We start from the raw sequence: 24,277 nt of genomic DNA on the forward strand, positions 1-24,277 counted from the left end.
CGCGGAGGCTCACCGGTCACCGCCGAGGGCGCCTGGACCGGGCTCAGTCCTGCTCCGCGCGGGCGTCCCCGAAACGGCTCCCGGCGCGGCGGCGGGCCATCAGCGTGGCCAGGGCGGTACGCGAGGAGACCCCGGTCTTGCGGAAGGCGCGGGAGACATGGGTCTCGACGGTACGCCGGCTGACGTAGAGCCGGTCCGCGATGGCCTGGCTGGTGAGCCCCTGCGCCACCAGCTCGGCTATCTCCAGCTCCCGGGCGGTCAGGGTGGCCAGCCGCTGGGTGAGTTGGGCGCGTTCCGGGGAATCGTACGGAGCCTCGGAGACGTCACCGGGCGGACGGTTGGCGTCGGCGAGGCCGACCAGCATTCCGCTGCCGCCCGCCTCGGCGAGCCGGCGCCCCCTGAGCCAGGTGTGCGTGGCGCCCCGGCCGCGGCCCGCCGCCGCTTCCAGCGGGGCGCCGAGCAGCAGGGAGTGGGCCTCCCAGAAGACCGCGCCGCAGCGGGCGCTCTCCGCCGCGGCCTCCGCGAACAGGTCCGCCGCCGCTGCCGTGTCCCCCTGCGCCAGCGGCAGATGGGCGATACTGCGCAGCGCGGACGCCCGCTGCATCGGCAGCCCCAGTTGTTCCGCCTCCTTGTGCGCCCGCTCGGCCCAGCCGCGAGCCTCCTCGGACCGGCCCGTCACCAGTGCGGCCGTGACCAGGATCTCCAGGTAGAGCGGACGCATCGAGGGCTGGATCCGCTGCAGCTCGGGACCGCCCGCCTGGAGCGTCGCGTCCCGGGCCCGGACCGGATCGCCGGCCATGAGCGCGGCCCAGCCGAAGATGCACCAGGCCGTGGAAGCCCACCAGTCGACCCCGGCACCGGCCGCGGCCACCGCCTCCTCGGCGACGGCGAGAGGGCGCGGATCGCCCGGCGGGCAGGCGGCGACGAGTGCCGCGGCCTTGCTCGCCAGTACGAACGCGAGCATCTGGTCGCTGCCGATCCCGCGGGCGATGTCCTCGGCCTGGTCGGCGAGTTCCAGCGCCGAGGAGACCCGGCAGGTCTGGACCCGGACATGGGACAGGCACAGCAGCAGATGGGGCACGACATAGAGCTGGCCGCTGCGGCGGGCGATGTCGAGGCCGCGCTCCGCGTGCCGCTCCGCGTCCGGGTAGTGCTCCAGGAAAGCCTCCGCCCAGCCGAGCCGGGCCAGTGGTTCGCACAGCGCGGTGAGGTCGTTGTCGGGCAGGGAGTCGACCAGGGCGGCGGCCTGCCGGGCGAGTCCGTGCGCCGCCGTCATGTTGCCCTCGTACGCTTCTCCCAAGGCGGCGACGGCGAGGACGCCCGCCTCCCCGACCTCGTCCCCCGTGTACCGGGCCGCCGCGAGCGCCCCCTCGACCTCGCTGCGCACCTGGGCGTACGAGGTGTCGCTGTCCTGGGGCGCGGCCGAGCCCAGTTCCAGGCCGAGCCGGACGACGTCGGCCGGGGCGGGGTCGCGGGCCAGCTCGCGGCGCAACAGCGCGACTGCCTCGGTGCAGCGCCCCAGATGACGCTCCACCAGCGCGCACAGGACGACCGCGCGCACTCTGAGGCGGTCCTGGTTCTCGCCGGTGGCCGGGCCACCGGGTGACCGCCGCGGGGTGGCGATCAGCTCCTGGAGCAGGTCGCGGCTCTCGCGCAGGCCACCGCACGCGGCCAGGGCGCGGGCCCGCCTCAGGACCAACTCACGCCGCCGGGCAGTGTGTTCGGGAGTGTGCGGAAGGTGGCGGAGTGCCACATCGAGCCAGTGGGCGCAGCTCGCCGGGGCCGTTCGGGCGGTTCGTGCGGCGGCCTCGTCGAGCACGGCCACCGCTGCCGGGTCCCAGGCGGTCAGCGACTGTTCCACATGGTGGGCCCGCTCGGCGGCGGAGGCACCTGCGCGGGCCAGTTCCTGCGCGGCGAGCCGGTGCATCTCGACGCGCCTCAAGAAGGGTGTGCTTTCGTGGACGAGGGTTCGCACGACCGGATGCCGCAGGGTCAGCAGGCCCTGCGGGGTGGAGCGCAACAGGTCGCGGCGGGTGAGAGCGTGGACGTCGGCGGTGAACGCGGTGCCGGAGCGGCCGGTCACCCGGCTCACCATCGCCGGGGTGGCGTGCTCGCCCAGTACCGCCACGGCGTCGACGATGCCGCGCTGGGAAGGGGCGAGCACGGTGAGTTCGTCCAGCAGCAGGGTGCCGAGTCCGGGCGGCGCCGAGGACTCGGGCGTCATACCCCCGCGGTGGGCCTGAAGGAGGGTCAGGAAGTAGAACGGGTTGCCCTCGCTCGCGGCGTACAGCGCGGCGGTCTCGGCGGGCGGCAGGCCGGGGCCGGCCAGTTCGGCGCAGTCGCGTGCGCTCAGCGGTCTCAGGCCGAGTCTGACGACCGTGCCCGTGTCGAGTTCTCGGGTGAGCCTGGCGGCCAGGGACTCGGGACTCTGGCGGTCACGGCGTGTGACGGCCAGGACGACGGGGGCGTGCACGGGATGGCGTACGAGATGGTCCAGCAACTCCAGTGACGCGGGGTCCGCCCAGTGCAGGTCGTCGAGGGCCAGCAGCAGCCCGGACGGGGCGGCGAGCCGGGCGAGCAGGCCGGCCGTGGACCGGTGCAGTCCGAAACGGTCGACCGCTCCGCTCCGCTGGAGAAGGGGCGCCACCGCGTCGGTCTCCTGGAAGCCGTCCAGGGCGTGCGGGTCGAGGTGGGCGAGCGCGTCGGTGAACACCTGGAACGGCACCTGCCGCTCGTACTCCGTGGCTCTGCCGCGCAGTACCGTCATTCCGCGTCGGCGCGCCCGCGCGCAGACCTCGCCGAGCAGCCGACTCTTGCCGATGCCGGCCTCACCGGTGATGTCGACGAGCCGGGAACGGCCGCTGTCACGGAACTCCTCGCCCCGTGCCGTGCCGCGCGTGCCGTCTGCCGCACGGTCGAGCAGCGCGTCGAACCGGGCCAGTTCGACGGAGCGGCCCAGCAACGGAGCCCCGTTTCCGCTGTCCCCAACTACCCCATCCGCTCCCACAGTTGCCCCCTTTGTCTCTACATCCCCTCACATATCATTCTCTCCTGTTGATCGTCGTAACCCAGGGGGTGGCCGACGCGCGGTTACCCGAACGCGTCGAGCAAGGTCGCTTACACCGCGAGTGGGACATGGCCCGCGGCTGTCGCTGTGGTAAGCGTCCAACTCATCGACCTTCAGGGGCCATTGAGGGGCCACCAGGACAGGAACACATCGACAGGCACCACGTCGTTGACCTGCGCTGGGGATCGGTGACCGCTGGAGTTGCATCCTGATCGTTGCCCACGCCCTGTGGCCTCAGTCCGTGGTTGTGGCGGTGAGGGGGGTGAGTTGGTGGATGTCGTGGCGGAGCCGTAGAGCTGTGATCTCGGCTTGGTCCGGGGGGCCTGGAGTGTTCAGGAGGTCGGTGAGTTCCTGGAGGTAGGTCTCGTGGCCGGCCGGGGACACGAGGAAGAGCATCCGGGCGGGTTCGGCGCCGGGGTTGGAGAAGGCGTGGGGGCATCCGGCGGGTACGAACATGAAGCTCCCGGGTCCGCCCCGCAGCACCCTCGCGCCGGTCTCGGACTCCCAGGACCGCCAGTCGCCGGTGGCCTGGGGGGTGGGGCGGAAGGCGAGCAGGTCGAGTTCGCCTTCCAGGACGTAGAAGACCTCCTCGGCCTGGTGGTGCAGGTGCGCTCCGACATCGAATCCCGGCGCGACCTCGGCCTCGAACGTCGACCAGGTCGTCGACTGTTCCGCACCCGACTTCATGGTCATGGTCTGGATCCGGCGGCCGCCACCGGGCGGCAGCAGCAGTCCATCGGTCATGTCTACTCGTTTCAGGGGTTCAGGGCTTCCATCCGGTGCTGCGCAACCAGGTTCCGAGGTTCATCAGGCCGGGGTGGTGCTCCCGCAGGGCTGAGATGTCGGGCAGGCCGGCAGCCCGCGGTGCCGAACTCGTCGCCTTCCTCGTGTGCCCGTCCTCCCTGGGGAGGACGGGCAGGGTGCGGTGTCAGCTGCAGGTCCGGTGGTCGTGGCCGGCGAGTCGCGGCACACCTCTCGTGCGGTCACGTACCGCGTACAAGCCCCCTGGGTCAGTAGAGCGCGATCGAGCTCACCAGGTCATTCCAACTGCCGCTTCCCATGTACCCGTCGGACTGCCACGGTCCGACGTCGGCCTGATCTCCCCAGCCACCGTTGTCAACCGCGAAGGAGGTGTAGCAGCTGCCGGTCTTGTAGGAAGAGGTCTGGTCGTTGAAGTACCAGCGGTCCAGGTTCTGCCAGTAACCGCTGTCGTAGAACGACAGGATCCGGCCGTCGGGGAAGGGGGCCTGGTTGAAGTTGGCGTGCTCGTACAGGCGTAGCGGGGTGGAGCAGTAGCCCTGGGCAGTGCGGGGGCTTGCGGTCCTGGCCTGTTGGGCGGCCTGTGTGTCGCTCTCCTCGGCGGTGCGGAAGCAGTTGATGACGCCGCGCTGGATGTTGCAGGCCTTGGCAGCGCCCCAGTCCTTGGACAGGTCGATCGTCTTGCCCTCGAAGCGTGCGAGGGTCGACGTCCCGGCCGCCTGGGCGGTCGGTGCTGTGACGGTGGCGCTTCCGACTGCCAGCGCGAATCCGCCGAGCATGATGCCTGCCTTGGCAAGGATTCTCTGCATTCTGCTTGCTCCCCTGATTGGGTCGGTTCGAGGCATGGCGGAGGCAATTCCTGTGCGGGTTGTTGTGCGTCGCGCTCTTTCCTGTCCTGGACCACAGTGCGCGGCCGACCGTCGGCGAACCTTGGACAGACGTTGAATCCACTGGTCGAAGGTGCTAAGCCAGGGTGGGAACTTGAGACTCGGGGGCGTGCTGTGACGGTTGAGTTCGATTTACTCGGCAGCGTCGAGGCGCGTGTGGACGGCCGAATCGTTGATCTGGGTCATGCCCGGCAGCGGTGTGTGCTGGCAGTGCTGCTTGTGGACGCCAACCGGGTGGTCAGGGTGGACCAGCTTGTCGAGCGCGTCTGGGCCGACCGTCACCCGCAGCGGGTCAGGAACACGCTCTACGGCTACCTCTCCCGTCTGCGGCAAGCTTTGGCCATCGCCGACGGGGCGGATATCGTCCGGCGATCCGGTGGTTATGTCCTCGACGTCGAGGCGACCGCAGTGGATCTGCACCGGTTCCGTGATGTTGCCGCACGAGCCCGGGCGGCCGTGCGGAACGAGCAGGACGAGCTGGCTGCAACTCTGTTCGGGCAGGCACTCGGCCTCTGGCGGGGAGATGCCTTCGCGGGTCTGGACACCCCTTGGATCAACGCCCTCCGCGACGCGGTCGACCAGGAACGGATCGCGGCCGAACTGGACCACACCGACGTTCGGCTCCGCTGCGGTCACCACACCGGACTGTTGGCCGAATTGGCCGCCAGGGTCGAGACACACCCACTGGACGAACGACTGGCGGGCCAGTTCATCCTCGCCCTGCACCGCTGTGGCCGCCCGGCCGATGCCCTCAACCATTACCAGCAGGTCCGGCTGCTGCTGGCCGAAGAATTCGGCTGTGACCCCGGCCTCCCGTTGCGGCAACTGCACCAGCAGATCCTCACCACCGATCCCGCGCCGAACGTCCCGGCCGCCGGGCGCGCTCCGAGATCCGCACCCGCTCTCGTGCCGCGCCCGTTACCCATGCCCCCGCCGGTGCGCACCCCACGGGACGGCGCCGACCTGGCCGGCCCGCCGAGACCGCAGCGTCCCCGGACAGGGAGCCACCTGGTTGGGCGGGCAGCGGAGTTGACGGTCCTCGACGGTGCGATCGAGGATTCCTTGGCCGGTGCGCCAGGGGTGGTCGAGGTGGTCGGGGAACCGGGTATCGGAAAGACACGGCTGCTCGGCGAGCTGGGCGAGCGCGCGAGACAGCGCGGTTTCGTGTCCTTGGCCGGCCGCAGCGTGGAGTTCGACCGGGCTCCGTACGGTGCGTTCGTGGACGCCTTGGACGACCACCTCGGCACGGTGGACTTCCCTCGGTTCCGTCACGACGGGGCACCGCCCGGCACGTTCGCCCTGCTGAGTACGGTCTTCCCCGCGCTCTGTGATCGTTTCCCGACCGGGCCGGATCCGGTGACGGTCGAACGGTACTGGTTCCACCGGGCGGTGCGAACGTTGCTGGAGACGCTGAGTGCCGACGGGGGGCTCGTGCTCAGCCTGGACGACCTGCAGTGGACGGATGACGGTACAGCCGAGCTGATCGACCATCTGGTACGGCACCCGCCGAGGACACCGCTGCTGCTCGCCCTCGCCTATCGGCCCCGGCAGGCTCCGCCACGACTGGCCGCGGCACTGGCCCGGGCGGGAACGGAGGGAAGGCTGGCCAGGGTCGAGTTGGGGCCGCTGTCTCCGGCCGAGGGAGCGGAGCTGTGCGGGGCCAGGCCGGATCACTGGCGTTTCCGACGGCTGTACGAGGCCAGCGGCGGCAACCCGTTCTACCTGGAGGCGCTGACCCGGAGCACCGGGGACGAAAGCCTGCCGGCGGTGCCGGCCGTCTCGGCACCTGTCGCCGGCGAACTGCCGCAGTCGGTGCGGGCCGCGCTGCTGGAGGAGCTGGGAGGTCTGTCGGCCACTGCGAGGGTCTGTACACAGGCGGCCGCGGTGCTCGGCGACTCTTTTGAAGCCGGCATGGTGGCAGTCGTGGCCCAGACCGGTGAGGCACAGGCCCTTGCCGCCCTGGACGAGGTCGCGGAGCGGGACCTCGTACGCCAGGTCGGCTCCACGCGCCAGTTCCGGTTCCGCCATCCGCTGGTGCGGGCAGCGGTGTACCAGGGGGCGGGCGCCGGCTGGCGGATCGAGGCGCACACCCGGGCCGCGGACGGCCTGGCTCTGCACGGCGCACCGCTGACCGCCCAGGCGTCGCACGTTCAGCGTTCGGCGCGCGTAGGAGACGAACACGCCGTCGACGTACTTGTCCGGGCCGCCCGTCAGGTGATGACGATCGCACCGGCCACCGCCGCGCACTGGACACAGGAAGCCCTGCGGTTGCTCGGCGAGCAGAGTCGACTGCGGCCCGAACTGTGGCTCCAGCAGGCCGATGCGCTGGGCATGGCAGGACGACTGCTGGAGAGCCGCGACATCCTGCGCACGGCCGCGACCCTCCTGCCTGCGCAGGCCCGGGGCCGACGGGCCCGGGTGACTGCCCTACGAGCCACCATGGAGTGGGCGCTCGGCCGGTACGAAGAGGCCACGGCTCTGCTGCTGCGGGAGTTGGCGGACCACGAGGGCCAACTGCAGCCCGAGACCGCCACTTTGGAGTGGGGCGTCGCGGTGGTGGCGCTTCGTAAGAACGACTTCTCCACGGCGATCGACTGGGGCGAACGCGCCTTGCGTTCGGCGGAACGTATCGGCGACCCGCCGCAGACCACCGCGGTCCGCGCTCTCCTGGCCCTGGCGCATACCTTCGCGGGCGACGCTCGGGCGGCCGACTACCTCGACCCCGTGGTGGAAGTGCTCGACGACACCGACGACCAGGAACTGGCCGGGCAGATGGACACGCTCGTCATGACGGGCTGGACGGAGATGCTCCACGGACGCTATGACCCCGCACTGCGCCATCTCCGCCGCGGCCTGGAAGTGTCCCGCCACACCGGCCAGAGCCTCGTGCTCGCCGATCTCTTCGCCGCCTCCGCCTACGCCTACCTGTGGCTCGGACGCCTGGACGAGGCGGCGGCCTACGCCGACGACGCCCTGGAGGCGGCGTCACTCGTCGGCAGCAGCGAGCCGCGCTCGTTGGCCGAGGTGGTGAGCGCGGCAGTCCTGATGTGGCGGGGAGACTTCGTCGGAGCACTGAAGATCTGTGAGGAGTCACTCTCTTCGGCCGGCCCCGCACCGGGCGCGCACCGGTCGGCGATGGTCGGGATGCTCGGCCAGACGCTGCTGCTCAACGGCGATCCGGAGGGCTGTGTCAGCAAGGTACTCGAAGCGGGCGGCGGCCCGCGCCTGCTCGGGTTCGAAGCCCCGGTCCGCCCGATGTGGTTCCGGCTCCTGGCTGTCGCGGAACTGGCCCTGGGTGACGTGGCAGCTGCCGAGACGTGGGCCGACCGAGCAGTCGCTGCCGCGGGGCTCGACCTGGCGCCCGGCTGGCGCGGTTTCGCGTTGCAGGCCCGCGCCGAGGTACAACTCGCCCGGCAGAACCCGGCGGCGGGTCCCACCGCGTGCCAGGCCGCTGCCGAGTTTCGCGCGGCCCGGATGCCCCTCAACGAGGCCATGGCCCGGCTGACCGCCGGTACCGCGCTGTCCGCCTCCGGCCGTCAGGCCGAAGCACTCGCCGAGCTGGAGCAGATGAAAGCCTTGGCGGATACCTGCGGGACCCTCGCTCTGTCCGAATTGGCTGATCACGAACACCACCGAATCGCCGTCCAGCCCCCGCCTCCGGCAGCTGGTACGACACCCGGCACATGACGTTCCCGAACAGCACAAGCTCTGGTGGAGCACGTTCTCGCGGTATGTCCTGAGCTTCTCAGGGGCGCCGCAGGGCGTAGGTGTTCCAGAGTTCGCCGGCGAAGAAGCGGCCGAAGCGAGTGAGTGCCGCGGTGCCGTGCGGGCCCGTTGTGCGGAACGTGGTGAGCAGGCGGGCGAGATCGGTGGCGCCGAGACTCGCCGTCCCTGTGCCCAGTATTCCGGCGTCGGACCCGCCCTGTTCGTGGACGTGTCCGTCCAGGATGCGGAAGGCCAGCCTGGTCGTGTCGGTCCACAGGCGGGCCGGGGTGCCGGGCGCCAGGTCCTTGCGGCCGGTGAAGGTGCGGGGGTGACCGTCGGCGTCGGTGAAGTGGAGCCGGTAGCGCATCGTCCGGCAGCCGTCCTCGAACAGGCGGACGCTGCCGTGCAGGACGGGCCGGCGTCCGCCGAAGGAGGGGCTGTCGATCCAGCCGTCCGCGCGCGCCTCGTGGTCCGGTTCCTCCAGGAAGGCGTCCACGTCGTCGGCCGTGACGGTGAGCCGGAACGCGAACGGTTCGGTCCGGGACCCGTCCGCACCGGGTGCGTAGCGTCCGCGCAGTTCCTCCGTGAACTGGAGAGAGGTGCGGCGGGGGTACGTGCGGTGCGCGACCGCTCGTGGAGCGGCGGGCCGGTGCTCCAGCAGGCGGGTGCACATGCGGTCGGCCAGGGCCGCGATGGTGAGGGCCGGGTTGGGGCCCACCGGGCCGGGCATCGCCGCCCCGTCCGCGACGTACAGGCCCGGGTGGCCGAAGACCTCGCCGTACGGATCGCAGACCCCGGTGCCGGGGTGCCGGCCGATGGGGGCGCCGCCGAGCGGGTGCACCGTGAGGACGCGGTCCCGGTGCCAGAGCGGATGGTCGGCGTATCCGCCGCCGAGCGCGCCGGCGATCTGCCGCATGAGTGTGCGCGTCCGCTCGAACTGGGCCGCGCTGCCGCCCCGTACCGTCCAGGTGCTGTCCAACCGGCCGCCACGCATGCGCAGTTCGCCGTCCGGCACATCTCGGCCCATCCCGAGCAGCGGCAGGGACGTACCGGTGAATGCGCCGTCGCCGAGGAGCTCGGCGAACGCGCCCGAGAGGCTGGGGTCCGGGGCGCGGGAGATCCGGTCGAGCAGCCTCCCGGTCAGGAAGCGGGCCGCCCGGGAGACTCCCTGCGGTGCGTGAGCGCCTTCGACGAGCCACTCCACGAAACCCGGGTATCCCGCGTCCTGGATGTATCCTCCGCGCCCCGCGCCCGGTACGCCGTCCTGTTCGTCGGGCAGCCGGATGGAGCTGGTGATGACCGGACCGCGGCTGGGACGCATCGGCCGGGGCTCGTCGCCCCGCCTGGCCCGGAGCACGAACGCGAGGTGGTCGCCGTTCGTCGAGAACCGGCTGCCGATCGCGGGGCTCAGACCGGGCAGGTTCCGGCGGGAACGCAGCAGCAGCGAGACCGTGTTGTAGGTGCCGGCGGCGAGGACCAGACGGTCGCAGCTGATGGTGTGGAGCGTTCGGGAGGTACGGGGTGATCCGGAGGTGTGGGGTGATCCGGACGGGACTCCTCCGTCCCCGCGGCGGCCGTCCGGATCACCCCTTTCCCCTTCCCCTTCGCCATTCGGTCCGTGTCTTCCGTGTCTGACGTAGTCCACCGCGTATCCGCCTCGCGCGAGTGCCCGCACCGCGCGCACCTCGTGTCCGGTGCGCAGGTCGGCACCGTGGCGCCGGGCCGCCGACAGGTAGGTGTGGTCGAGGCTGTTCTTGGCGCCGTCGTTGCAGCCGAGGTTGCACTCACCGCACAGCCGGCAGGTACGGCGGCCGACCCCGTGCAGGTTGCCCTGGTCGGCGTTGACCAGCGGCAGGCCGGGCTCGGGGTCGGCGCCCGGTTTCGGGGCGAAGCTGATCGCGAGCGGCGGCCGTTCCGCGGTCAGGCCCAGCCGTTCGGCCGCTTCCCGCATCGCGTGCGCCCGGGGCGTGTCCGTGTAGCCGGGGCGGTCGAGGGGGTACGGGACCGGGCCGAGCATCCGCTCGACCTCGTCGTAGTGCGGGTCGAGTTCGGCGCGGCCGACGGGCCAGGACTCGTAGCCGCCGCCCGGCAGCGGCTGTTCGTCGACGAACCAGCGTTCGTCCTTGCGCAGCAGCACGTTCGCGTAGATGAGCGATCCGCCGCCCAGTCCGCTGGCGACGACGGAGTCGAAGGCGCGGAAGCTCCACACGTCGAACAGGCCGTGCAGGCCTGCCCGCGGGTCCCAGAACGCACGGCCGAGTTCGGCCGGGGAACGGGCGAAGCTGCCGGGAGGATAGGCGCGTCCGCGCTCCAGCAGAACCACCTCCTGTCCGGCCTCGGCCAGCCGGTACGCGGTCACGGAGCCACCGAATCCCGAGCCGACGACGACGGTCCCGACGTGTTCGGACGGGGTGTCCGAGAGGAACTCCGTCATCTCATACCGACCTTCGCCGCAGGAAGTCGAGGAGGTGCGGGAACACGTCCCGGTGCGCGTCCCGACCGATGATCGTGTCCACGTAGCCGTAGCCGGGGGCGACGAACAGTTCGTAGCGGTCGGGGTCGGCGGTCTCCCGCGACATCTCCTCGTGCTCCTGGACGACGGAGTCCCCGAAGACGCGGTTGTGCTCGCCGGTCAGGAACAGCACCGGTGGGCCGCCCTTGGCCGCCGCCGCGAGGTAGTCGTCCGGGAGGCGCGCGTGGCGCGGCTCGGCGTCGTCGTACTTCACGGCACGACCCGCTCGTACGATCCTGCCGATGTGCCGGTGGTAGCCCAGCCCGACAGGGCCGAGCAGGTCCGCGACGCGGTCGTGAGTGACGGGGTCGAGTCTGTCGTGGCTGTAGAGCGCGGGCCAGCCGGTGCCCCACATGAAACTCACCATGTGGCAGGCCGGGTTGTCGCACTCCGGGTGCGCCAGTGACACCAGACGGGCGAACATCCCGCTCCGGCTGAACCAGGCCGCGTCGCCGCTCCGCGGGTCCAGCTGGGACAGCCCGAGCGCGCCCTCGACGAGCGCGGGGCCGTACGCCAGCTTCCAGCGCGACCAGGCCGGTACGCGCATCAGCAGGCCGACCGCGCTGGTGACGACGCTGGTGATGTCCCGTACGGCGCCGGCGTACAGGCTCATGAGGAAGGTCATCGACCCGAGACAGTGCGCCACGACGTGCACCCGCCGTTCGCCGACATGCCGGCGCAGTTCGGCGAGCGCGGCCGGGTAGTCGTACAGGGCGATGTCGTCGAGGGTGTGCGCGTGCGGTTCCGTGTTGTACGGGAAGCGGTTGCTCATCCGCATGTCGAGCGTCCATACGTCCGCGAAACCGTTGTCGAGGAGGCAGGTCGCCAGATTCCGGTGCTCGGGCATGATGAACAGGTCGCTGGACGCGGTCAGTCCATGTACGAGGAGTACGACGTCGTCGCACTCCGCCCGGCGGAAACGGGTCAGTTGGAGGCCGAGTCCGTCGTCCGTGGTGACGGGGTGGACGGTGACCTGGGCGTCGGGAACGCCGGTCGTGGTGTGACGGGGGACGGCGGCGCCCTTCTGGATCGGCATGATTGTCTCCCCTCAGTTGGTCGACCGCCCCCACGACGGCGTCGGCGGCCAGGCAGAGGTCATCGTGGCGCTCCCGGCTTCGGCGTACCTGCGGAAAACCTGAAATCGGCAGGTCACGGCGCCGATGCCAGGTCAGGCTCGGTTGCCGTCGCTCTTCAAGGCGCCTCACCGCGGCGCTGCCAGAGGCCGGAGTCCCTGCGCGTTGGAACGGGAATTCGCTGCGCGTGGGTTCGAGACCCCGTCCTGCGCTGGCGCGTTCGGGACGCAAGGATAGGAACAGACTGGCAAAGACGATTGGATGCCGACACGCCTTACCCGCTCTGAGCAGCGAAAACGTCAAAGACGAGCGGAGATCGGCAAGGGTCGCCAAGATCCTCAAAGGACTCATAATCCGTCGGCCGTGGGTTCGAGTCCCGCCCGCCCCACCTCGGTGCCCTTGGTGCAGGAACGTTTTCACCTGGTGACAGCTGGTCAGCCTCTCGGAAACCGAGGGGCCCCTTTCGTCTCCGGTGATCGTTAGCTCGGCCGATGCTCGGACGAAGTGCAGACGATCAAGACATGGAGCGGCCCCGACCGGGACATGCGGACCGGCCGGGGCCTGGACCCGCCCGCCCCCGGATTCACGGGGTGCGGGGCGGGCGGTTCAGGGGTCAGGCGTCGTGCTGCCGGTGGGCCCATATGCGGGTCATGATCCGTAGGGCGTCCGGGTCGATCAGGTCGACGAGGCCGGCGTGCTCGCGGTGCGCCCACACGGAGCGGCCGGGCCCGGAGTTGCCGTGCTCGTAGGCGACCTCGACCGCGTCCTCGGGGTCGACGATGAGGCCGTCGCAGTAGCGGCACACGTGCAGGGTCGCGGTCATGACGCGTCCGCGATCGGCCGGTGGCAGACGCAGCGGCAGCGCGGCCGGAGAAGGATGCCCGTGCTGTGCGGCAGGGGGATGTCCTCGGTCTGGCGACAGTCGGCGTGCATGGTCTTGTACTCGGGCCGGAGGGCGACCGCGCACTCGGCGGACATCCGCGAGGTGTCGTCGAGCGTGAACCCGGAGCCGCTCACCGGCCGGCCGCCGGGCGGACGCCGTTCAGGTTCTCCCAGTGGTCGCACAGGGCGTTGAGGACGCGGGCGAGGCGGCGGGCGTAGGCGACATCCCCGCCCGGGCCCAGGCTCGGCGAGGCGCGGAGCTTGCCGCGGGCCTCGCCGACGCAGGCGAGCGCGCACTAGCGGGGGATGCTCTCCTTGTCGAGCCTGCCGGCGGCCCGTGCCACCTCGGGGGCGAGGAGTTCCAGGTGCCCGCGCAGTGCCTCGGTGAGCGTGGCCAGCTCGTCGGCGGCTGGCGGAAGCACGTCCGGCGCACCGTCAGGGCCGAGCAGCAGGGCGGTGCTGGTTCGCATCTCCTCGGTGTCAGGTGGGCGGGAATCCTGCTGTTCAGCAGTTGAGGGTGAGGCTGTAACTTGCCTCATGTCGACGCTCCTTCACGGTGTCGGCCACGCCCCGGGAGTCCTGACCGACTCGCCGGGGTCTTGCCGTAACTGCCGACGCTAGGAGCGCGGTGTGTACGCGATCCAGCATTGTGCAGATCTGTGCGCACACCACCATGCGTAGGAGCGGTGGCCGGTTTGTCACCCTGACCAGCTCATCGGATCCGCAGACCCTGTTGCACAGAACTGCACATGACGATGCGGGAGGCAGCCATGCCGCTACTGTTCATCGGAATCGATCCCAACACGGGAGACCACGAGAGTCCGACCGTGTGGGTCGACCAGGAGAAGAAGGAACTCGTCTTCCAGGGGTTCAAGCCTGACGCGGAACTCGAAGCGGAGTGCGCCGCCTTCGAGGTTCCCGGTCACGCCAAGGGGATCCCGGACCACGAGGCAGTCATCCGTATCCCGGCCAGGATGGTGCACATGATCAGGGAGGCGTGCGATGCCGTCGAGCACACCGGCGACGTTCACTGATCTGCTCTCCCGAAGCCAACACTCCGCCGTCCACCTGGAGATGCGTGACACCTACGCCGTCGACTACGAGCAGGGCCCGTTCGCGGACTGGAGGAACGGATACCGCCACGACCCGGCCAACCGCGACTCGTGGTGGCGCCCGTGGCTCGACCTGATCCAGGACACTGTGGCCCGCGGCGTCGTCGTCCGGCGGGCCCGGATCGTGTCCGAGCCAGTCAGCGAGTACACGCGTTTCCTGTACGACGGCACCTTCACTAACGTCGCCAGCGGCGAGCACGTGCGCTGGTTGCCGCGCCGCCGGGCCTCCGACATCGCCCTGCCCGGCAACGACTTCTGGCTCTTCGACGAGCAGTGGATCTACTGGAACCACTTCACAGGAGACGGCGCTTCGGTCGGCGGTGAGGTCTCAGACGATCCGACCGCCGCGAAGCTATGCGCTGAAGCCTTCGAGGCCGTATGGGGGCGTGCCGTCCCACACCACGAGTACGAGATCCACTGACAGAAAGCATCGGACAAGCCAGCTCATGTCCTCTCCTCCTCCTCGTCCGCCCAGGCCGCGCGCGAAGTCGTTGCCCAGCGACTGCGCGACCTTCGTAAGGGGGCAGGGCTGACGGTCACCGAGCTGGCCAGCCGCTGCAGTTGGCACCACGCGAAGACGTCACGCATTGAGAACGCGCGGACCGCACCGTCGGCAACCGACATCCGACTGTGGTGCCGTGCGGTCGGAGCGCAAGACCAGGCAGAAGACTTGATCGTGCAGTCGCTGCACGCTGAGTCGATGTACACGGAGTGGCGCGACCAGGTACGCAGTGGCCTGAAGCAACTCCAGGACAGCGCCGTCCAGTTCTTTCATGAGACGCAGCTCTTCCGCGTCTACTCCTCGTCTCTTGTGCCGGGCCTGCTCCAGACTGAGGGGTACGCGGCCGGGATCCTCGGTATCAGTGCCCGGTTCCGGGACCTTCCGGTCGACGACAGCGCGGAGGCCGCGCGAGCGAGGGTCGACCGGTCACGCGTGATCCATGAGCCAGGGCATCGTTTTGTGTTCCTCGTCGCGGAGGCGGCGCTGCGCTACCAGATCGCGGACACTGATGCGATGGCCGCACAGTTGGGCTACCTGCTCACCGCCGGAGCGATGCCGCAGGTGTCGCTCGGCATCATCCCCATGGCCGCGCTGGAACGAGGCCAGTGGCCGCGCGAGACCTTCCACGTCTACGACGACAGTCTTGTCTCCGTCGAGCTGGTGTCGGCCCGAGTGAAGATCACTCAGCCATCGGAGATTGCCCTGTACCTCAAGGCGTTCGAGCAAATGCGCGGCATGGCCGTGTATGGGGCAGAGGCGCGAGCCCTAATTCTCAAGGCGATCGAGGCGCTGAACTGACCCCGATCATGCCGAAGCGCCCCCTGCACGGCCAGCATGACCGTGCAGGGGGCGCAGTGTTGTTCAGCGGCCGAACAGGGCGACGGCGCCCGTCGCGGCCCCGGCGACACCGGCGAGGACGCCGATCGTGGGCAGGGGCCAGCGGGCACGTTCCAGGGTGCGCAGCCGGGTCTCGTGGTCGGCGACGTCCTTGCCCAGGTCGGTGAGTCCCTGACCGATGCCGTCCAGCTTTGTCTCTACCCGGGTCAGTCCGTCGCTCAGGGATCTCAGCTCCTGGTACATCTGGGCGCTGCTGATGTACACGCCCGCAGGGTCGGGCGTCGTCATCAGCGGCCCTGACCTGTCTGCCGGTTGGGCACGGCGTACGTAATGCCCCAGGCGCCGAGGACGGCGAGCGCGATGGTGACGCCCTCCCCGGTGGTGAGCACGTTGTCCTGTACGGCGGTGACGGCCGCCGTGGTGCCGGCGGCGATACCGGCGACGATCGACTTGGCGATGCTGGAGATCTTCATGGGTGCCTCCTAGTTGGCGAGTCGCGCGGCGAGCTTCGCCGCGACCTTCTCGGCGATGGCCTCGGCGAGCGCCGGGTTCGTGGCGAGCGCCTGGACCTGGGCGTCGGTCAGGGTGACCGGGCGGGCGACGACGGCGTCCGCGACGGGGACTGTCAACTTTTTGGTGGAGCGCGGCTCGGCCGGCGGAGATCGCCGAGGAGTTCAATGGACTGCTGCGTGATCCTGAGGTGCGCGCGATCATCGCGCATGACGGCGGCCAGACGGCGCTCGGTTACCTCGACCTGATCGACTTCGAGGCGATCACTGGTGACCCCAAGCCGATCCTCGGCCACAGCGACATCTCGCTACTGCATCTGGTGCTCTACGCGCGCACGGGCCTGGTCGGCTTCCATACCGACTTGGCCACCCCCGGACTCGGCGGCCATTGGCAGGCCGCGCCCGCAGCGCACCAAGCGGTGCTTGAGAAGCTCTACTCGACGCTGCTGACCGGTACGGAACCGATCGGCGCGCTGCCAGCCACCCCGTCATGGGAGTGCTGGCGTGCCGGTCGTACCGAAGGCTGGCTGATCGGCGGGGTGATCAACCGCATCGTGCTGGCGCAGGCGACGCGTTTCGCGCTGCCGCTCAATTGGTTCGACGGTGCGGTGCTGTTCTGGGAGGAGACGGGCGGCCAGGCATCGTATGTGTGGAGCTATCTACAGGTGCTGCGGCACAGCGGCATCCTCGATCGGATCTCCGGCATGGTCGTGGGCGTCCCGTACGCGATCGACGGGCTCGGGACGCCCGACGTGTCCCCGACCCTCCGCGAGATAGTCTTCGACGTCCTCGGCGACCGTGACATCCCGGTCCTGGGCAACGTCGAGTTCGGACATGCCGGCCCGAATCTGCCGATGCCCGTCGGCATCCGTGTCGGCCTGGACGCGAGGCAGCGGACATTGTCGCTGCTCGAGCCGGCGGTACGGCGGCCGCACGCGATGACGGAACCGGTCGGCTGAGCAACGCGGACCAGTGAGCCGAGGGTTTGTAGAACCAGCCGTAAGGACCCCGCCCAGGGGCGCAGTGAAATCATCGAGGGGGACCCCGCCCGTCTCACGCTCGCTGTGGGCGCCGCCCTGCTTGGCACCGCGGCGTTCGCGACGCAGGACACAGTCGACTCGAAGGCAGCACTCGACGGCATCGAGGATCTGGCGTATCTCTCCATTATGACGTCAGTGGTGTATGCTGTCAGTGTAATAAATTGCAGATGGGGGACGCGTGCATGGCTTGGAAGATCGTCGTGGTCGAGCCGGCTCTCTCGTGGCTACACAGCCTGCGCCGCACTGACCGCGACACCCTGATTCAGGTCAGCCAGGCTGTCACTGCCCTTCAGGAGGAAGGTCCCGCGCTGGGTCGGCCTCTGGTGGACACGATCAAGGGCTCGGTGCTGTCGAACCTCAAGGAGCTCCGCCCCGGCTCGGCGGGGGCCACGGAAGTGCGGTTGCTGTTCGTGTTCGACCCGGACCGCCAGGCCGTGATCCTGGTCGGCGGTGACAAGGCGGGCAACTGGTCCGGCTGGTACCGCGTCGCGGTGCCCCAGGCGGAGCGGGCATACGCGGAGCATCTGAAGCGAATCGATGGAGAGGACGGGGCACGATGACTGATCACCTCAAGGACCCGCAGGCCGTCGCCTGGGAAGGCCTGGCCGAGGACTTCGCCTTCACCGATGCCGAAAAGGACCAGATCCAGAAGGGGGCGCAGGCGATGGTCCTGGCCTCTCGCGTGCACCGCCTCGCCGAGTTGCGGAAGCGGCAGCACACCACACAGGTTCAGGTAGCCGAAGCCATGGGTGTCACCCAGGCTCGCGTCTCACGCATCGAGAAGGGTCAACTGGAGCGCAGCGAGGTCGACACCCTCGCTGCCTACGTCAAGGCGCTCGGCGGCAAGTTGAAGATCGTCGCTGACTTCGGTGACGAGACCTACGTCCTCGGCTGACTCGGTCGACAGGCTGCGCCCAGGTCCTGCGCAGTCCGGTGGACAGATTCGCCTCGTGACGTCAGGGATGATGCTCCACCCCGGTACAGGGTTGGAGCATCATCGCGTCGGTAAGGCGCTGCGCTGTGTGAAGGTTCCAGCCTCTTGGCTGAACTGGGCGGACGCGGCTGCTGCTGTGGTAAGCGTCCAACTCGTCGACGCCCAGGGGCCATTGAGGGGCCACAAGGACAGGAACAGACTGACAGGCGCTGTACAGGTCTGACACGGATCGGCACGTCTGACCTGCAAGAACGGCGTCAATCGGCACTGATCGGCAAGAGCCGCCAAGATCCTCAAAGGACTCATAATCCGTCGGCCGTGGGTTCGAGTCCCACCCGCCCCACCTCGGTACCCCTCGGCAGGCTTCAGACCTGCGGAAACGTCTCATTTGGCGTGCGGATTCAGGGCTTTGGGCCAACGGGTGAATGTTCGACGGGGAAACCGATCGCTCAGGTCTCGTCGGCTGTAGGGACCGCGCGTTGCTGGTCGTGTGTGGCCGCCCAGGTTGCCAGTAGGCGTAGGCCGTCCTCGGAGGGGGTGCCGGGTTCGGCGCCGTAGGCGAGGAGGGTCAGCACACCCCGCGCCCAGCACCCCCGCTCCGACAACCGCATGCTGTTCACCAGCGTCGCCGATATCTACGCATTCGACGCGTTCCACCAGGTCGAGACGCTGCTGACCCAGCCGCTTCTCATGGTCGCAGGCAGTGACGCGGGCTCCCTGTGGCAGGCCGAGCAGCTCCTGCCCCGGGTGAACAGCCCCAAGGAGCTGGCCGTCATCGACGGCGCCGGACACGTCTCCCTCTACGACGTCCCCGAGTGCGTCGACCAGGTGACGGCCCACCTGTCGCCGTTCTTCACGAAGTACCTCTGATCCCCCGCGTTGCCTCCTGTCTCGTCCCGCATCGGATTGCGAGACGTCAGTAAATTGCTGGACTGGAGGCCATTAATGTCCGGCAATCCAAGAAGACAGTGGGTCGGCGTCAATATCCGTGCGGCCCTGTGCTGTACTGGCGGCCATGAAGACCCCGGAGGCAGGAGCCGAAACCGTGCCCGCAGTGCCGCCCGCCGGGCGCCGGGAACGCAAGCGGCAGCAGGTGCGCGACCAGCTCTACGCCGCGGCGCTGCGCCTGTTCGTCAGCCAGGGGTACGAGGCGACGACCATGGACCAGATCGCCGAGACCGCCGACGTCGCCCGGGCCACCGTCTTCAACCACTTCTCGCAGAAGGTCGGGTTCCTCGAGGAATGGGGCGTCCGCCGCCGCGCCCGCGTCAACGAGATCCTCGGCTCCCAGCGCGCCGAGGACCTGCCGGTCGGGGACCGGCTGCGCCGCTACCTGAAGGAGATGGCCGACCTCAACGTCGTGTCCCGCGCCGAGACCACCGTCCTGATGGACGCCTCCGCGCGGTACGGCCGCCTCCTCCAGGACCCGTCCCTGGAGACCGAACTCGCCAGGATCGTCGAGCAGGGGCAGCGGCGCGGGGAGGTCAGGGCGGACGTCGACTGCGAGCAGGCCGGACAGCTGCTGGCCGCCTGCTACTTCACGACGATCCTGCGCTGGATCCGAACGGAGCCCGCCCCCTTCGACCTTCAGCAGCGACTCGCAGGCGCGCTCGGCATCATCCTGCGGGGCCTCCTCGTCGACGAAGCGGCCTGACCGGGCACCTCCCTGAACCGTGTTCAGAGCCCGGGCTTCAGCCACTGCCGTACGTGCTGGCGCGCGGTGTGCAGGCGGGACTTGACCGTGCCCAGAGGGAGGCCGGTGCGCTCGGCGATCTCGGCGTACTCCAGCTGACAGATGTCCCGGTACACCAGCGGCGCGACCAGTGTGGGATGGTCCCGTTCCAGCCGTTCGAGCGCTTCGAGGAGGTCGATGCGCGAGCCCGCGATCACGCTCGTGGTGCGCGGATCCGCCCGGTGGATCTCCTCCGCCGGCAGCGGTTGCTCGGCGGCCCGGCGCTTCAGGTCGCGGTACTTCTGGCGGGCGCAGTTGGCGACCACGGTGTGCAGCCAGGTGCTGAACAGGCTGCGCTGCTGAAACGTGGTGATCTTGCGGGCCACCTGTAGCAGCACGTCCTGGGCCGCCTCCTCGGCGTCCTCGCGGCAGGGCAGGAACCGCCCGCAGCGTCGGAGCACCTCTGGCCGGATCGCCTGGAGAAGGGTGTCGAGGGCCTGCTGATCGCCTGCCGCCGCGTGTACGGCGAGGGTCTCGGTGTCGACGGCGGGCAGCACGATGACTCCCTGGTAACTGGTAGTGACAGCACGGATTTTACGGTGTACACGCGTCACCAGGGCACGAACGGGCAGACCCGGCTCCCTTTCGGTACCCCCCTCGCCGCACGAACTCCCGCCGGGCGAGGGGTGTTCCTAGAGTCGCCGACGGCACCTGCGCCTCACCCTTCCGCCGCCCGAGCCTTGGGGAGAACCGACGCGATGAGCATCAGCGACGAGTACGAGCACGAGCCCGAGGGCTTCGTCCGGGCGCAGCCGGTGCCGAGCGCCGCCGCCCGGATCGTGCCGACGGGCGGAATCGGGATCGCCAAGGACCGGCTACGGGTGTGGAGTCGGTACGGCCAGCGGTTTCGCGGGGCGATGACTGTCGTGGAACAGGCCTGGGCGGAACGGGAGTTGACGGAACGTCAGAGAAGTCGGGGTCGTATGCGGAACGACCGGGTGGGCACGCTCGCCGATCTGGCGGCCGTCCAGCTGTATCTGACCGGGGAGTGGGCCTGGCTCGACGAGGCGCTGCCCGAGGGGGAGGCGGGCGCGCATCTGCCGCTCTCCCGGTGCGTCGCCTCGGGACTGCGCCGGCTGCCCTCCTACCGAGGGCCCGCCGTCGTACGCGGTGGTGCGGTCGGGGCGGTGACGGACTGGTACCGCGACCACCGGTTCGTCACCGAGAGCGGCTTCTGGACCGCGTCGTCGTCGCCGGCCGCGCTCCGTGAGGGCGGTCCGGGGTTCCTCGTGTGGTCCCTGACCGCCCGCCGTACGGCGGTTGTCGCCCCGTACGGCCCGGACCGGCTGGTCTTCCTGCCCGGTACCCGTTTCAAGGTGCTGCGGGTGACCGAGCTGCCGCGGCCCGTGGTGCTGATGCGGGAGCTGTTCCCGGAGGAGGCGGACAGCCCCGACGAGGGCGGGATCTCGTGGCTCGACCGGAGCACGGTGGAGGAACTGGACCGCGTGGTGAGCGCGCTGCGGGCCGCGGCCGGACCGTCCGTACCGCCGCCGGTCGGCATCGCGGGGCCGCGCGGCCGGCTGCCCGGGCTCATCGCCCCGGCGGAGACCGCGGCCCGCGCGGGCCGTTGAGACGAACCACTGGGGAGAGAGCGGTGCGGGTCATCGGGGCGGGCGTGGAGGAGACGGACGTGCGGTACGGGGTGACGGGTCCGGAGGAGACCGCGGAGGAAGTACGGGCCGCGGTGCGGAAGGCGTGGGAAGCCGGAGGAGCCGGAGGAGACATGGCCCGGCATCAGGTCTCCGTGTTGGCGGACCAGATGGACTGGTCCTGGTAGATCAGGTGGACGCTGCCGTCGGCCCCCAGACACAGGACCGCCCCGTCGTGGCCCTGGGTCCCGGTGTGCCAGAGCGACACACCGTCCTGGCTGAGCACGACGAGGTTGCCGTCGCCCTGCAGATAGGCCTTGTTGCCGCTGCCCGTCGTACCGGACGACCACCGGGCCTTGTCGTTCTCGTCGTAGACCACCAGATCGCCGTCGGTCTGCATCTCCATCCGGATCCGGTTGGTGCTCCAGGCCTGGCCGGCCGGGAGCCGCTCGTTCGGCTGGACGCACCGGGTCGTCCATTCCTGCGGCGCGGCGGAGCGCGACGCCGACGGAACGCTGCTCGCGGCCGTCACGGGCTTCGCGCCCTCCGTGCTCACGACGGTCCTCGTGACCTCGGGGGCCGGCGCCGCCGACCGGCCGGGCTTCGAGGCGCTCGGTGCGGCGGACGTGGGGGTGAGGGAGGGAGTGGGGGCCCCGGTGCCGGCGGAGGGCGAGGCGGACGGGGTGTCCGAGGAGCGCGTCATGGATTCCCCGGCGGCTGTCCGTGGAGTCGCGGCGGTGGAGCGTCCTGCGTCGTCGAGGGCGAACCGTCCCGCCAGGAGAGCGGCAACCACCGCGACCGCAGCCCCGCCCAGCAGGAACCGCCGTCTGCCCCCGCCCACGAGGTTCCGCAGGCGGGGTCTGCGGCCCTCGGCGGGGGAGACGGTCGACTGCCCGGCGATGGCGTCGAGTTCGTCCGCGAGAGCGGTGGCGCCGGGCCAGCGGCGTTCGCGGTCCGGCGCCAGGGCGCGCATGATCGCCTGCCCCGCCCGGTCGGGGAGATCCGTGCGGATCCGGGCGGGCGGGACCACCTTCCCGGGAGCCGCGGGCACGGCACCGGTCAGCAGGTGGTAGGCGAGCGCGCCGAGCCCGTACACATCGGCGCGTTCGTCGATCCCGTCATCCGGCTCGGCCTGTTCGGGAGCCATGTAACCGGCCGAGCCCGCGGCCATGGTGAGCCCCGACGCGTGGGCGAGGCTCTTGGCCAGCCCGAGGTCGGCGACGAGCAACTGGCTGTGCCGCGCGCCGAGTTCGGAGCGGAGCAGCATGTTCGACGGCTTGATGTCCCGGTGCAGGATGCCGGCCTCGTGCAGCACGGCCACCGCACGGGCGGCCTCCGCCGCCAGCCGCAGCCCCTCGTCCAACGGCAGCGGACCGTCCGCCAGCAGATCCTCCAGGGTGCCGCCGTCGGCGTACTCCATGACGAAGTAGGGGCGTTCGTCGGGGAGTTCGCCGATGTCGTGGACCTGTACGACGCGGGGGGACGCGGCCTGCCGCAGCAGTCGGGCCTCCGACAGGAAACGCTCCCGCATGTCCAGTCGCTGGGCCCAGTTGTCGGCCATGACCTTGATGGCGACCGGTGCTCGCAGCGAGTCGTCGTGTGCCATCCAGACGACTCCGAAGGCCCCGGAACCCAGCGGCTTTTCCAGCCGGTAGCGGCCGATGTTGTGGGGTAACTGCATGAGATCACCTTGCTGGGACGAGGTTACGGTCAGGTAGCGGGCGAGCGGCATTCCGGAATACCGGGGTCCGTACGCACCCTCCCGGCCTGCCGGTTTCCGACCGCCGAACTTTCGTCCCCTCCGCCGCATCCAATCAGAGCGAGCACTACGCAGCTGCACCCGCAGCAAGGACACGGAGGACGCGGTCACGTGGTTCAGTGGAGACAGGGCATCACAGTCGCCTTCGGGTGTACGGCAGTGCTGGTCGCGGGCGGAACGACAGGGGTCAGGGCCGCCGTCCCCCTGGCCCCTTCGGCCTCGGACGCGCTGCCGCAGATGCCGGAACAGGTGGGCGCGGACGCCGGGTGCACCCCCGCGTCGAAGAAGACGGTGACACCGACCCCGTGGGCTCAGCAGCTGCTCGGGCTGCGCCGGGCACAGGAGTTGAGCCTGGGCGAGGGGGTCACCGTCGGCGTCGTGGACACCGGAGTGGACACCCGTACGTCCGTACTGAAGGGCCGCGCCTCCGGTGACGGGAAGCGGGACTGCGTGGGCCACGGGACGTTCACCGCGGGCCTCGTCGCCGGTGCCCGGCGGGACGGGACCGGGTTCGCCGGAGTCGCCCCGCGCGCCCGGGTGTTCGGGGTGCGGGTGACGACGGACGAGGGCGCCACGACCGCGGATGCGATCGCCGCGGGCATCGACGCGGCGGTCCGGGGCGGGTCGGAGGTGGTGCTGGTGTCGGTGGCGTACGGCAGATCGAGCAAACGGCTGAGCGCCGCCGTGGCGTCCGCCGCACGGAAGGACGTGGTGGTGGTCGCCCCGGCCGGCGGCGGACAGCAGAGCGGCGCGCCCGCCTATCCGGCGGCCCTGCCCGGTGTCGTCGGCGTGGCGTCCGTCGGGGTGGACGGGGGCCCGTTCCCGTCCGGCCGCGAGGCCCTGCCGTCGCCGCCGGACCTGGTGGCGCCCGGGGACCGGGTGCTGAGCGTCGGCCCCGGCGGCGGGCACTTCACCGGTGGCGGGGACACGGTGGCGGCGGCGTTCGTGGCCGGGGCGGCGGCGCTGGTGCGCGCGCACGATCCGGGGCTGTCGGCGGACGCCGTCGTCGGCCGGCTGCTGGCCACCGCCGTGCGCCCGGCGGGGCCGGTGCCGGATCCGCTCGCCGGGTACGGACTGGTGGACCCGGCGGAGGCGGTCTCGGGGGTGGGGATGTCGACCGATGCCGATGCCGGTGCTGTGGTCCGGGAGGCCGGGGAGGGTTCCTACCGGGTGCCGGAGCCCCCTGAGGCCATGTCGGCGCTTCCCGCCTGGGGGGTGGCGGCGGGGACGGCGGTGATCGGCGTGCTCGCGCTGGCCCTGGGGGTGGTGGTGCCACGCGGGCGGGCGCGCGGTTGGCGACCGGGGTACCGGGACGAAGCCTGAATCCGTGAAGGAGCCGGACGTGAGGGGGGCCGGGGCACAGAGTGTGCCCCGGCCC

General features: G+C 70.4%; 24 protein-coding genes and 3 pseudogenes. 13 read left to right on the top strand and 14 right to left on the bottom strand.

Going from position 1 to position 24,277, the window contains the following annotated elements; translation table 11 throughout:
- Positions 1–43: 43 nt before the first annotated feature.
- The 3 genes from ACWDR4_RS39935 to ACWDR4_RS39945 all read right to left on the bottom strand — a co-directional run bounded on the left by ACWDR4_RS39935 (position 44) and on the right by ACWDR4_RS39945 (position 4,635).
- Positions 44–2,962 carry a helix-turn-helix transcriptional regulator gene (locus ACWDR4_RS39935; protein WP_450415836.1) on the bottom strand — a complete coding sequence of 973 codons (2,919 nt, stop codon included), beginning with the start codon at positions 2,960–2,962 and terminating at the stop codon, positions 44–46.
- 339 nt (positions 2,963–3,301) lie between these two features.
- Complete coding sequence (locus ACWDR4_RS39940; RefSeq protein ID WP_450415838.1) at positions 3,302–3,811, bottom strand: cupin domain-containing protein; 510 nt, start codon at positions 3,809–3,811, stop codon at positions 3,302–3,304.
- 266 nt (positions 3,812–4,077) lie between these two features.
- Entirely contained in the window at positions 4,078–4,635 is a 558-nt protein-coding gene (locus ACWDR4_RS39945) for a hypothetical protein (RefSeq protein ID WP_450415840.1), read from the bottom strand.
- Positions 4,636–4,956: 321 nt separating this feature from the next.
- Here ACWDR4_RS39945 and ACWDR4_RS39950 point away from each other — a divergent pair.
- Positions 4,957–5,496 (top strand): annotated as a pseudogene (locus tag ACWDR4_RS39950) (AfsR/SARP family transcriptional regulator); the annotation flags it as partial.
- Between the two features lie 153 nt (positions 5,497–5,649).
- Complete coding sequence (locus tag ACWDR4_RS39955; RefSeq protein ID WP_450415869.1) at positions 5,650–8,400, top strand: ATP-binding protein; 2,751 nt, start codon at positions 5,650–5,652, stop codon at positions 8,398–8,400.
- Positions 8,401–8,458: 58 nt separating this feature from the next.
- On the opposite strand, the gene ACWDR4_RS39960 is transcribed toward ACWDR4_RS39955, so the two are convergent.
- From ACWDR4_RS39960 to ACWDR4_RS39980, 5 genes and pseudogenes are all read right to left on the bottom strand, one after another.
- Positions 8,459–10,852 (bottom strand): GMC oxidoreductase, encoded by a 2,394-nt coding sequence (locus ACWDR4_RS39960; RefSeq protein WP_450415842.1) that lies wholly within the window; start codon positions 10,850–10,852, stop codon positions 8,459–8,461.
- A 1-nt stretch (position 10,853) separates the two neighbouring features.
- The gene (locus tag ACWDR4_RS39965) at positions 10,854–11,966 is read right to left on the bottom strand and encodes an alpha/beta fold hydrolase (protein WP_450415843.1); all 1,113 of its coding nucleotides are present in this window, start codon (positions 11,964–11,966) and stop codon (positions 10,854–10,856) included.
- Positions 11,967–12,616: 650 nt separating this feature from the next.
- Positions 12,617–12,826, bottom strand: coding sequence for a hypothetical protein (locus tag ACWDR4_RS39970; protein WP_450415844.1), 210 nt, complete (start codon positions 12,824–12,826; stop codon positions 12,617–12,619).
- Positions 12,823–13,020 (bottom strand): hypothetical protein, encoded by a 198-nt coding sequence (locus tag ACWDR4_RS39975; protein WP_450415845.1) that lies wholly within the window; start codon positions 13,018–13,020, stop codon positions 12,823–12,825. The genes ACWDR4_RS39970 and ACWDR4_RS39975 overlap by 4 nt, the downstream gene beginning before the upstream one ends.
- Positions 13,017–13,424: pseudogene (locus ACWDR4_RS39980) on the bottom strand (DUF6415 family natural product biosynthesis protein). The gene ACWDR4_RS39975 and the pseudogene ACWDR4_RS39980 overlap by 4 nt, the downstream one beginning before the upstream one ends.
- A 231-nt stretch (positions 13,425–13,655) precedes the next feature.
- Here ACWDR4_RS39980 and ACWDR4_RS39985 point away from each other — a divergent pair.
- The 3 genes from ACWDR4_RS39985 (at position 13,656) to ACWDR4_RS39995 (ending at position 15,297) form a co-directional block, all read left to right on the top strand.
- Positions 13,656–13,919 (top strand): hypothetical protein, encoded by a 264-nt coding sequence (locus ACWDR4_RS39985; protein ID WP_450415846.1) that lies wholly within the window; start codon positions 13,656–13,658, stop codon positions 13,917–13,919.
- Complete coding sequence (locus ACWDR4_RS39990; RefSeq protein WP_450415848.1) at positions 13,888–14,418, top strand: DUF6879 family protein; 531 nt, start codon at positions 13,888–13,890, stop codon at positions 14,416–14,418. The genes ACWDR4_RS39985 and ACWDR4_RS39990 overlap by 32 nt, the downstream gene beginning before the upstream one ends.
- Before the next feature lie 81 nt (positions 14,419–14,499).
- Positions 14,500–15,297, top strand: coding sequence for a helix-turn-helix domain-containing protein (locus ACWDR4_RS39995; RefSeq protein ID WP_450415870.1), 798 nt, complete (start codon positions 14,500–14,502; stop codon positions 15,295–15,297).
- Between the two features lie 63 nt (positions 15,298–15,360).
- Here ACWDR4_RS39995 and ACWDR4_RS40000 read toward each other — a convergent pair whose 3' ends face one another.
- Genes ACWDR4_RS40000 through ACWDR4_RS40010 form a run of 3 tightly spaced genes read right to left on the bottom strand, consistent with a single transcriptional unit; the run spans position 15,361 to position 15,965 of the window.
- Positions 15,361–15,624, bottom strand: a complete 264-nt coding sequence (locus ACWDR4_RS40000) for a hypothetical protein (RefSeq protein WP_450415850.1) — start codon at positions 15,622–15,624, stop codon at positions 15,361–15,363.
- Positions 15,624–15,809, bottom strand: a complete 186-nt coding sequence (locus ACWDR4_RS40005; protein WP_450415851.1) for a hypothetical protein — start codon at positions 15,807–15,809, stop codon at positions 15,624–15,626. Before ACWDR4_RS40005 ends, ACWDR4_RS40000 begins: the two co-directional genes overlap by 1 nt.
- A gap of 9 nt (positions 15,810–15,818) precedes the next feature.
- Positions 15,819–15,965: a hypothetical protein gene (locus ACWDR4_RS40010; protein WP_450415852.1), complete on the bottom strand. Its 147-nt coding sequence runs from the start codon at positions 15,963–15,965 to the stop codon at positions 15,819–15,821.
- On the opposite strand from ACWDR4_RS40010, the gene ACWDR4_RS40015 reads away from it, so the two are divergent.
- The 3 genes from ACWDR4_RS40015 to ACWDR4_RS40025 all read left to right on the top strand — a co-directional run bounded on the left by ACWDR4_RS40015 (position 15,959) and on the right by ACWDR4_RS40025 (position 17,780).
- The gene (locus ACWDR4_RS40015) at positions 15,959–16,804 is read left to right on the top strand and encodes a S66 peptidase family protein (protein ID WP_450415871.1); all 846 of its coding nucleotides are present in this window, start codon (positions 15,959–15,961) and stop codon (positions 16,802–16,804) included. The genes ACWDR4_RS40010 and ACWDR4_RS40015 overlap by 7 nt on opposite strands.
- A 263-nt stretch (positions 16,805–17,067) precedes the next feature.
- Complete coding sequence (locus ACWDR4_RS40020) at positions 17,068–17,445, top strand: type II toxin-antitoxin system RelE/ParE family toxin (RefSeq protein ID WP_450415853.1); 378 nt, start codon at positions 17,068–17,070, stop codon at positions 17,443–17,445.
- Positions 17,442–17,780 carry an XRE family transcriptional regulator gene (locus ACWDR4_RS40025; protein ID WP_450415854.1) on the top strand — a complete coding sequence of 113 codons (339 nt, stop codon included), beginning with the start codon at positions 17,442–17,444 and terminating at the stop codon, positions 17,778–17,780. The genes ACWDR4_RS40020 and ACWDR4_RS40025 overlap by 4 nt, the downstream gene beginning before the upstream one ends.
- Positions 17,781–18,268: 488 nt before the next feature.
- Here the strand turns inward: ACWDR4_RS40025 and ACWDR4_RS40030 are convergent.
- A pseudogene (locus ACWDR4_RS40030) lies at positions 18,269–18,391 on the bottom strand (transcriptional regulator); the annotation flags it as partial.
- A gap of 37 nt (positions 18,392–18,428) precedes the next feature.
- On the opposite strand from ACWDR4_RS40030, the gene ACWDR4_RS40035 reads away from it, so the two are divergent.
- Both ACWDR4_RS40035 and ACWDR4_RS40040 read left to right on the top strand, forming a co-directional pair.
- The gene (locus tag ACWDR4_RS40035) at positions 18,429–18,689 is read left to right on the top strand and encodes an alpha/beta hydrolase (RefSeq protein ID WP_450415856.1); all 261 of its coding nucleotides are present in this window, start codon (positions 18,429–18,431) and stop codon (positions 18,687–18,689) included.
- A 175-nt stretch (positions 18,690–18,864) separates the two neighbouring features.
- Entirely contained in the window at positions 18,865–19,473 is a 609-nt protein-coding gene (locus ACWDR4_RS40040) for a TetR/AcrR family transcriptional regulator (protein ID WP_450415858.1), read from the top strand.
- A gap of 23 nt (positions 19,474–19,496) precedes the next feature.
- Here the strand turns inward: ACWDR4_RS40040 and ACWDR4_RS40045 are convergent, their stop codons facing one another.
- Entirely contained in the window at positions 19,497–20,048 is a 552-nt protein-coding gene (locus ACWDR4_RS40045; RefSeq protein ID WP_450415859.1) for an RNA polymerase sigma factor, read from the bottom strand.
- Positions 20,049–20,249: 201 nt separating this feature from the next.
- Here ACWDR4_RS40045 and ACWDR4_RS40050 point away from each other — a divergent pair, with 201 nt between their 5' ends.
- Both ACWDR4_RS40050 and ACWDR4_RS40055 read left to right on the top strand, forming a co-directional pair.
- On the top strand, positions 20,250–21,122 hold the full coding sequence (locus ACWDR4_RS40050) for a hypothetical protein (protein WP_450415860.1): 873 nt from the start codon (positions 20,250–20,252) through the stop codon (positions 21,120–21,122).
- Between the two features lie 23 nt (positions 21,123–21,145).
- Positions 21,146–21,328: a hypothetical protein gene (locus ACWDR4_RS40055; RefSeq protein ID WP_450415862.1), complete on the top strand. Its 183-nt coding sequence runs from the start codon at positions 21,146–21,148 to the stop codon at positions 21,326–21,328.
- On the opposite strand, the gene ACWDR4_RS40060 is transcribed toward ACWDR4_RS40055, so the two are convergent.
- Positions 21,286–22,821 (bottom strand): protein kinase domain-containing protein, encoded by a 1,536-nt coding sequence (locus ACWDR4_RS40060; protein ID WP_450415863.1) that lies wholly within the window; start codon positions 22,819–22,821, stop codon positions 21,286–21,288. The two genes, ACWDR4_RS40055 and ACWDR4_RS40060, sit on opposite strands and share 43 nt — an antisense overlap.
- Positions 22,822–23,010: 189 nt before the next feature.
- Between ACWDR4_RS40060 and ACWDR4_RS40065 the strand changes: the two genes are divergently transcribed.
- Positions 23,011–24,222, top strand: a complete 1,212-nt coding sequence (locus tag ACWDR4_RS40065; protein ID WP_450415865.1) for a S8 family serine peptidase — start codon at positions 23,011–23,013, stop codon at positions 24,220–24,222.
- Positions 24,223–24,277 lie beyond the last annotated feature (55 nt).

Source organism: Streptomyces sp. NPDC000878 (genome assembly GCF_053599695.1).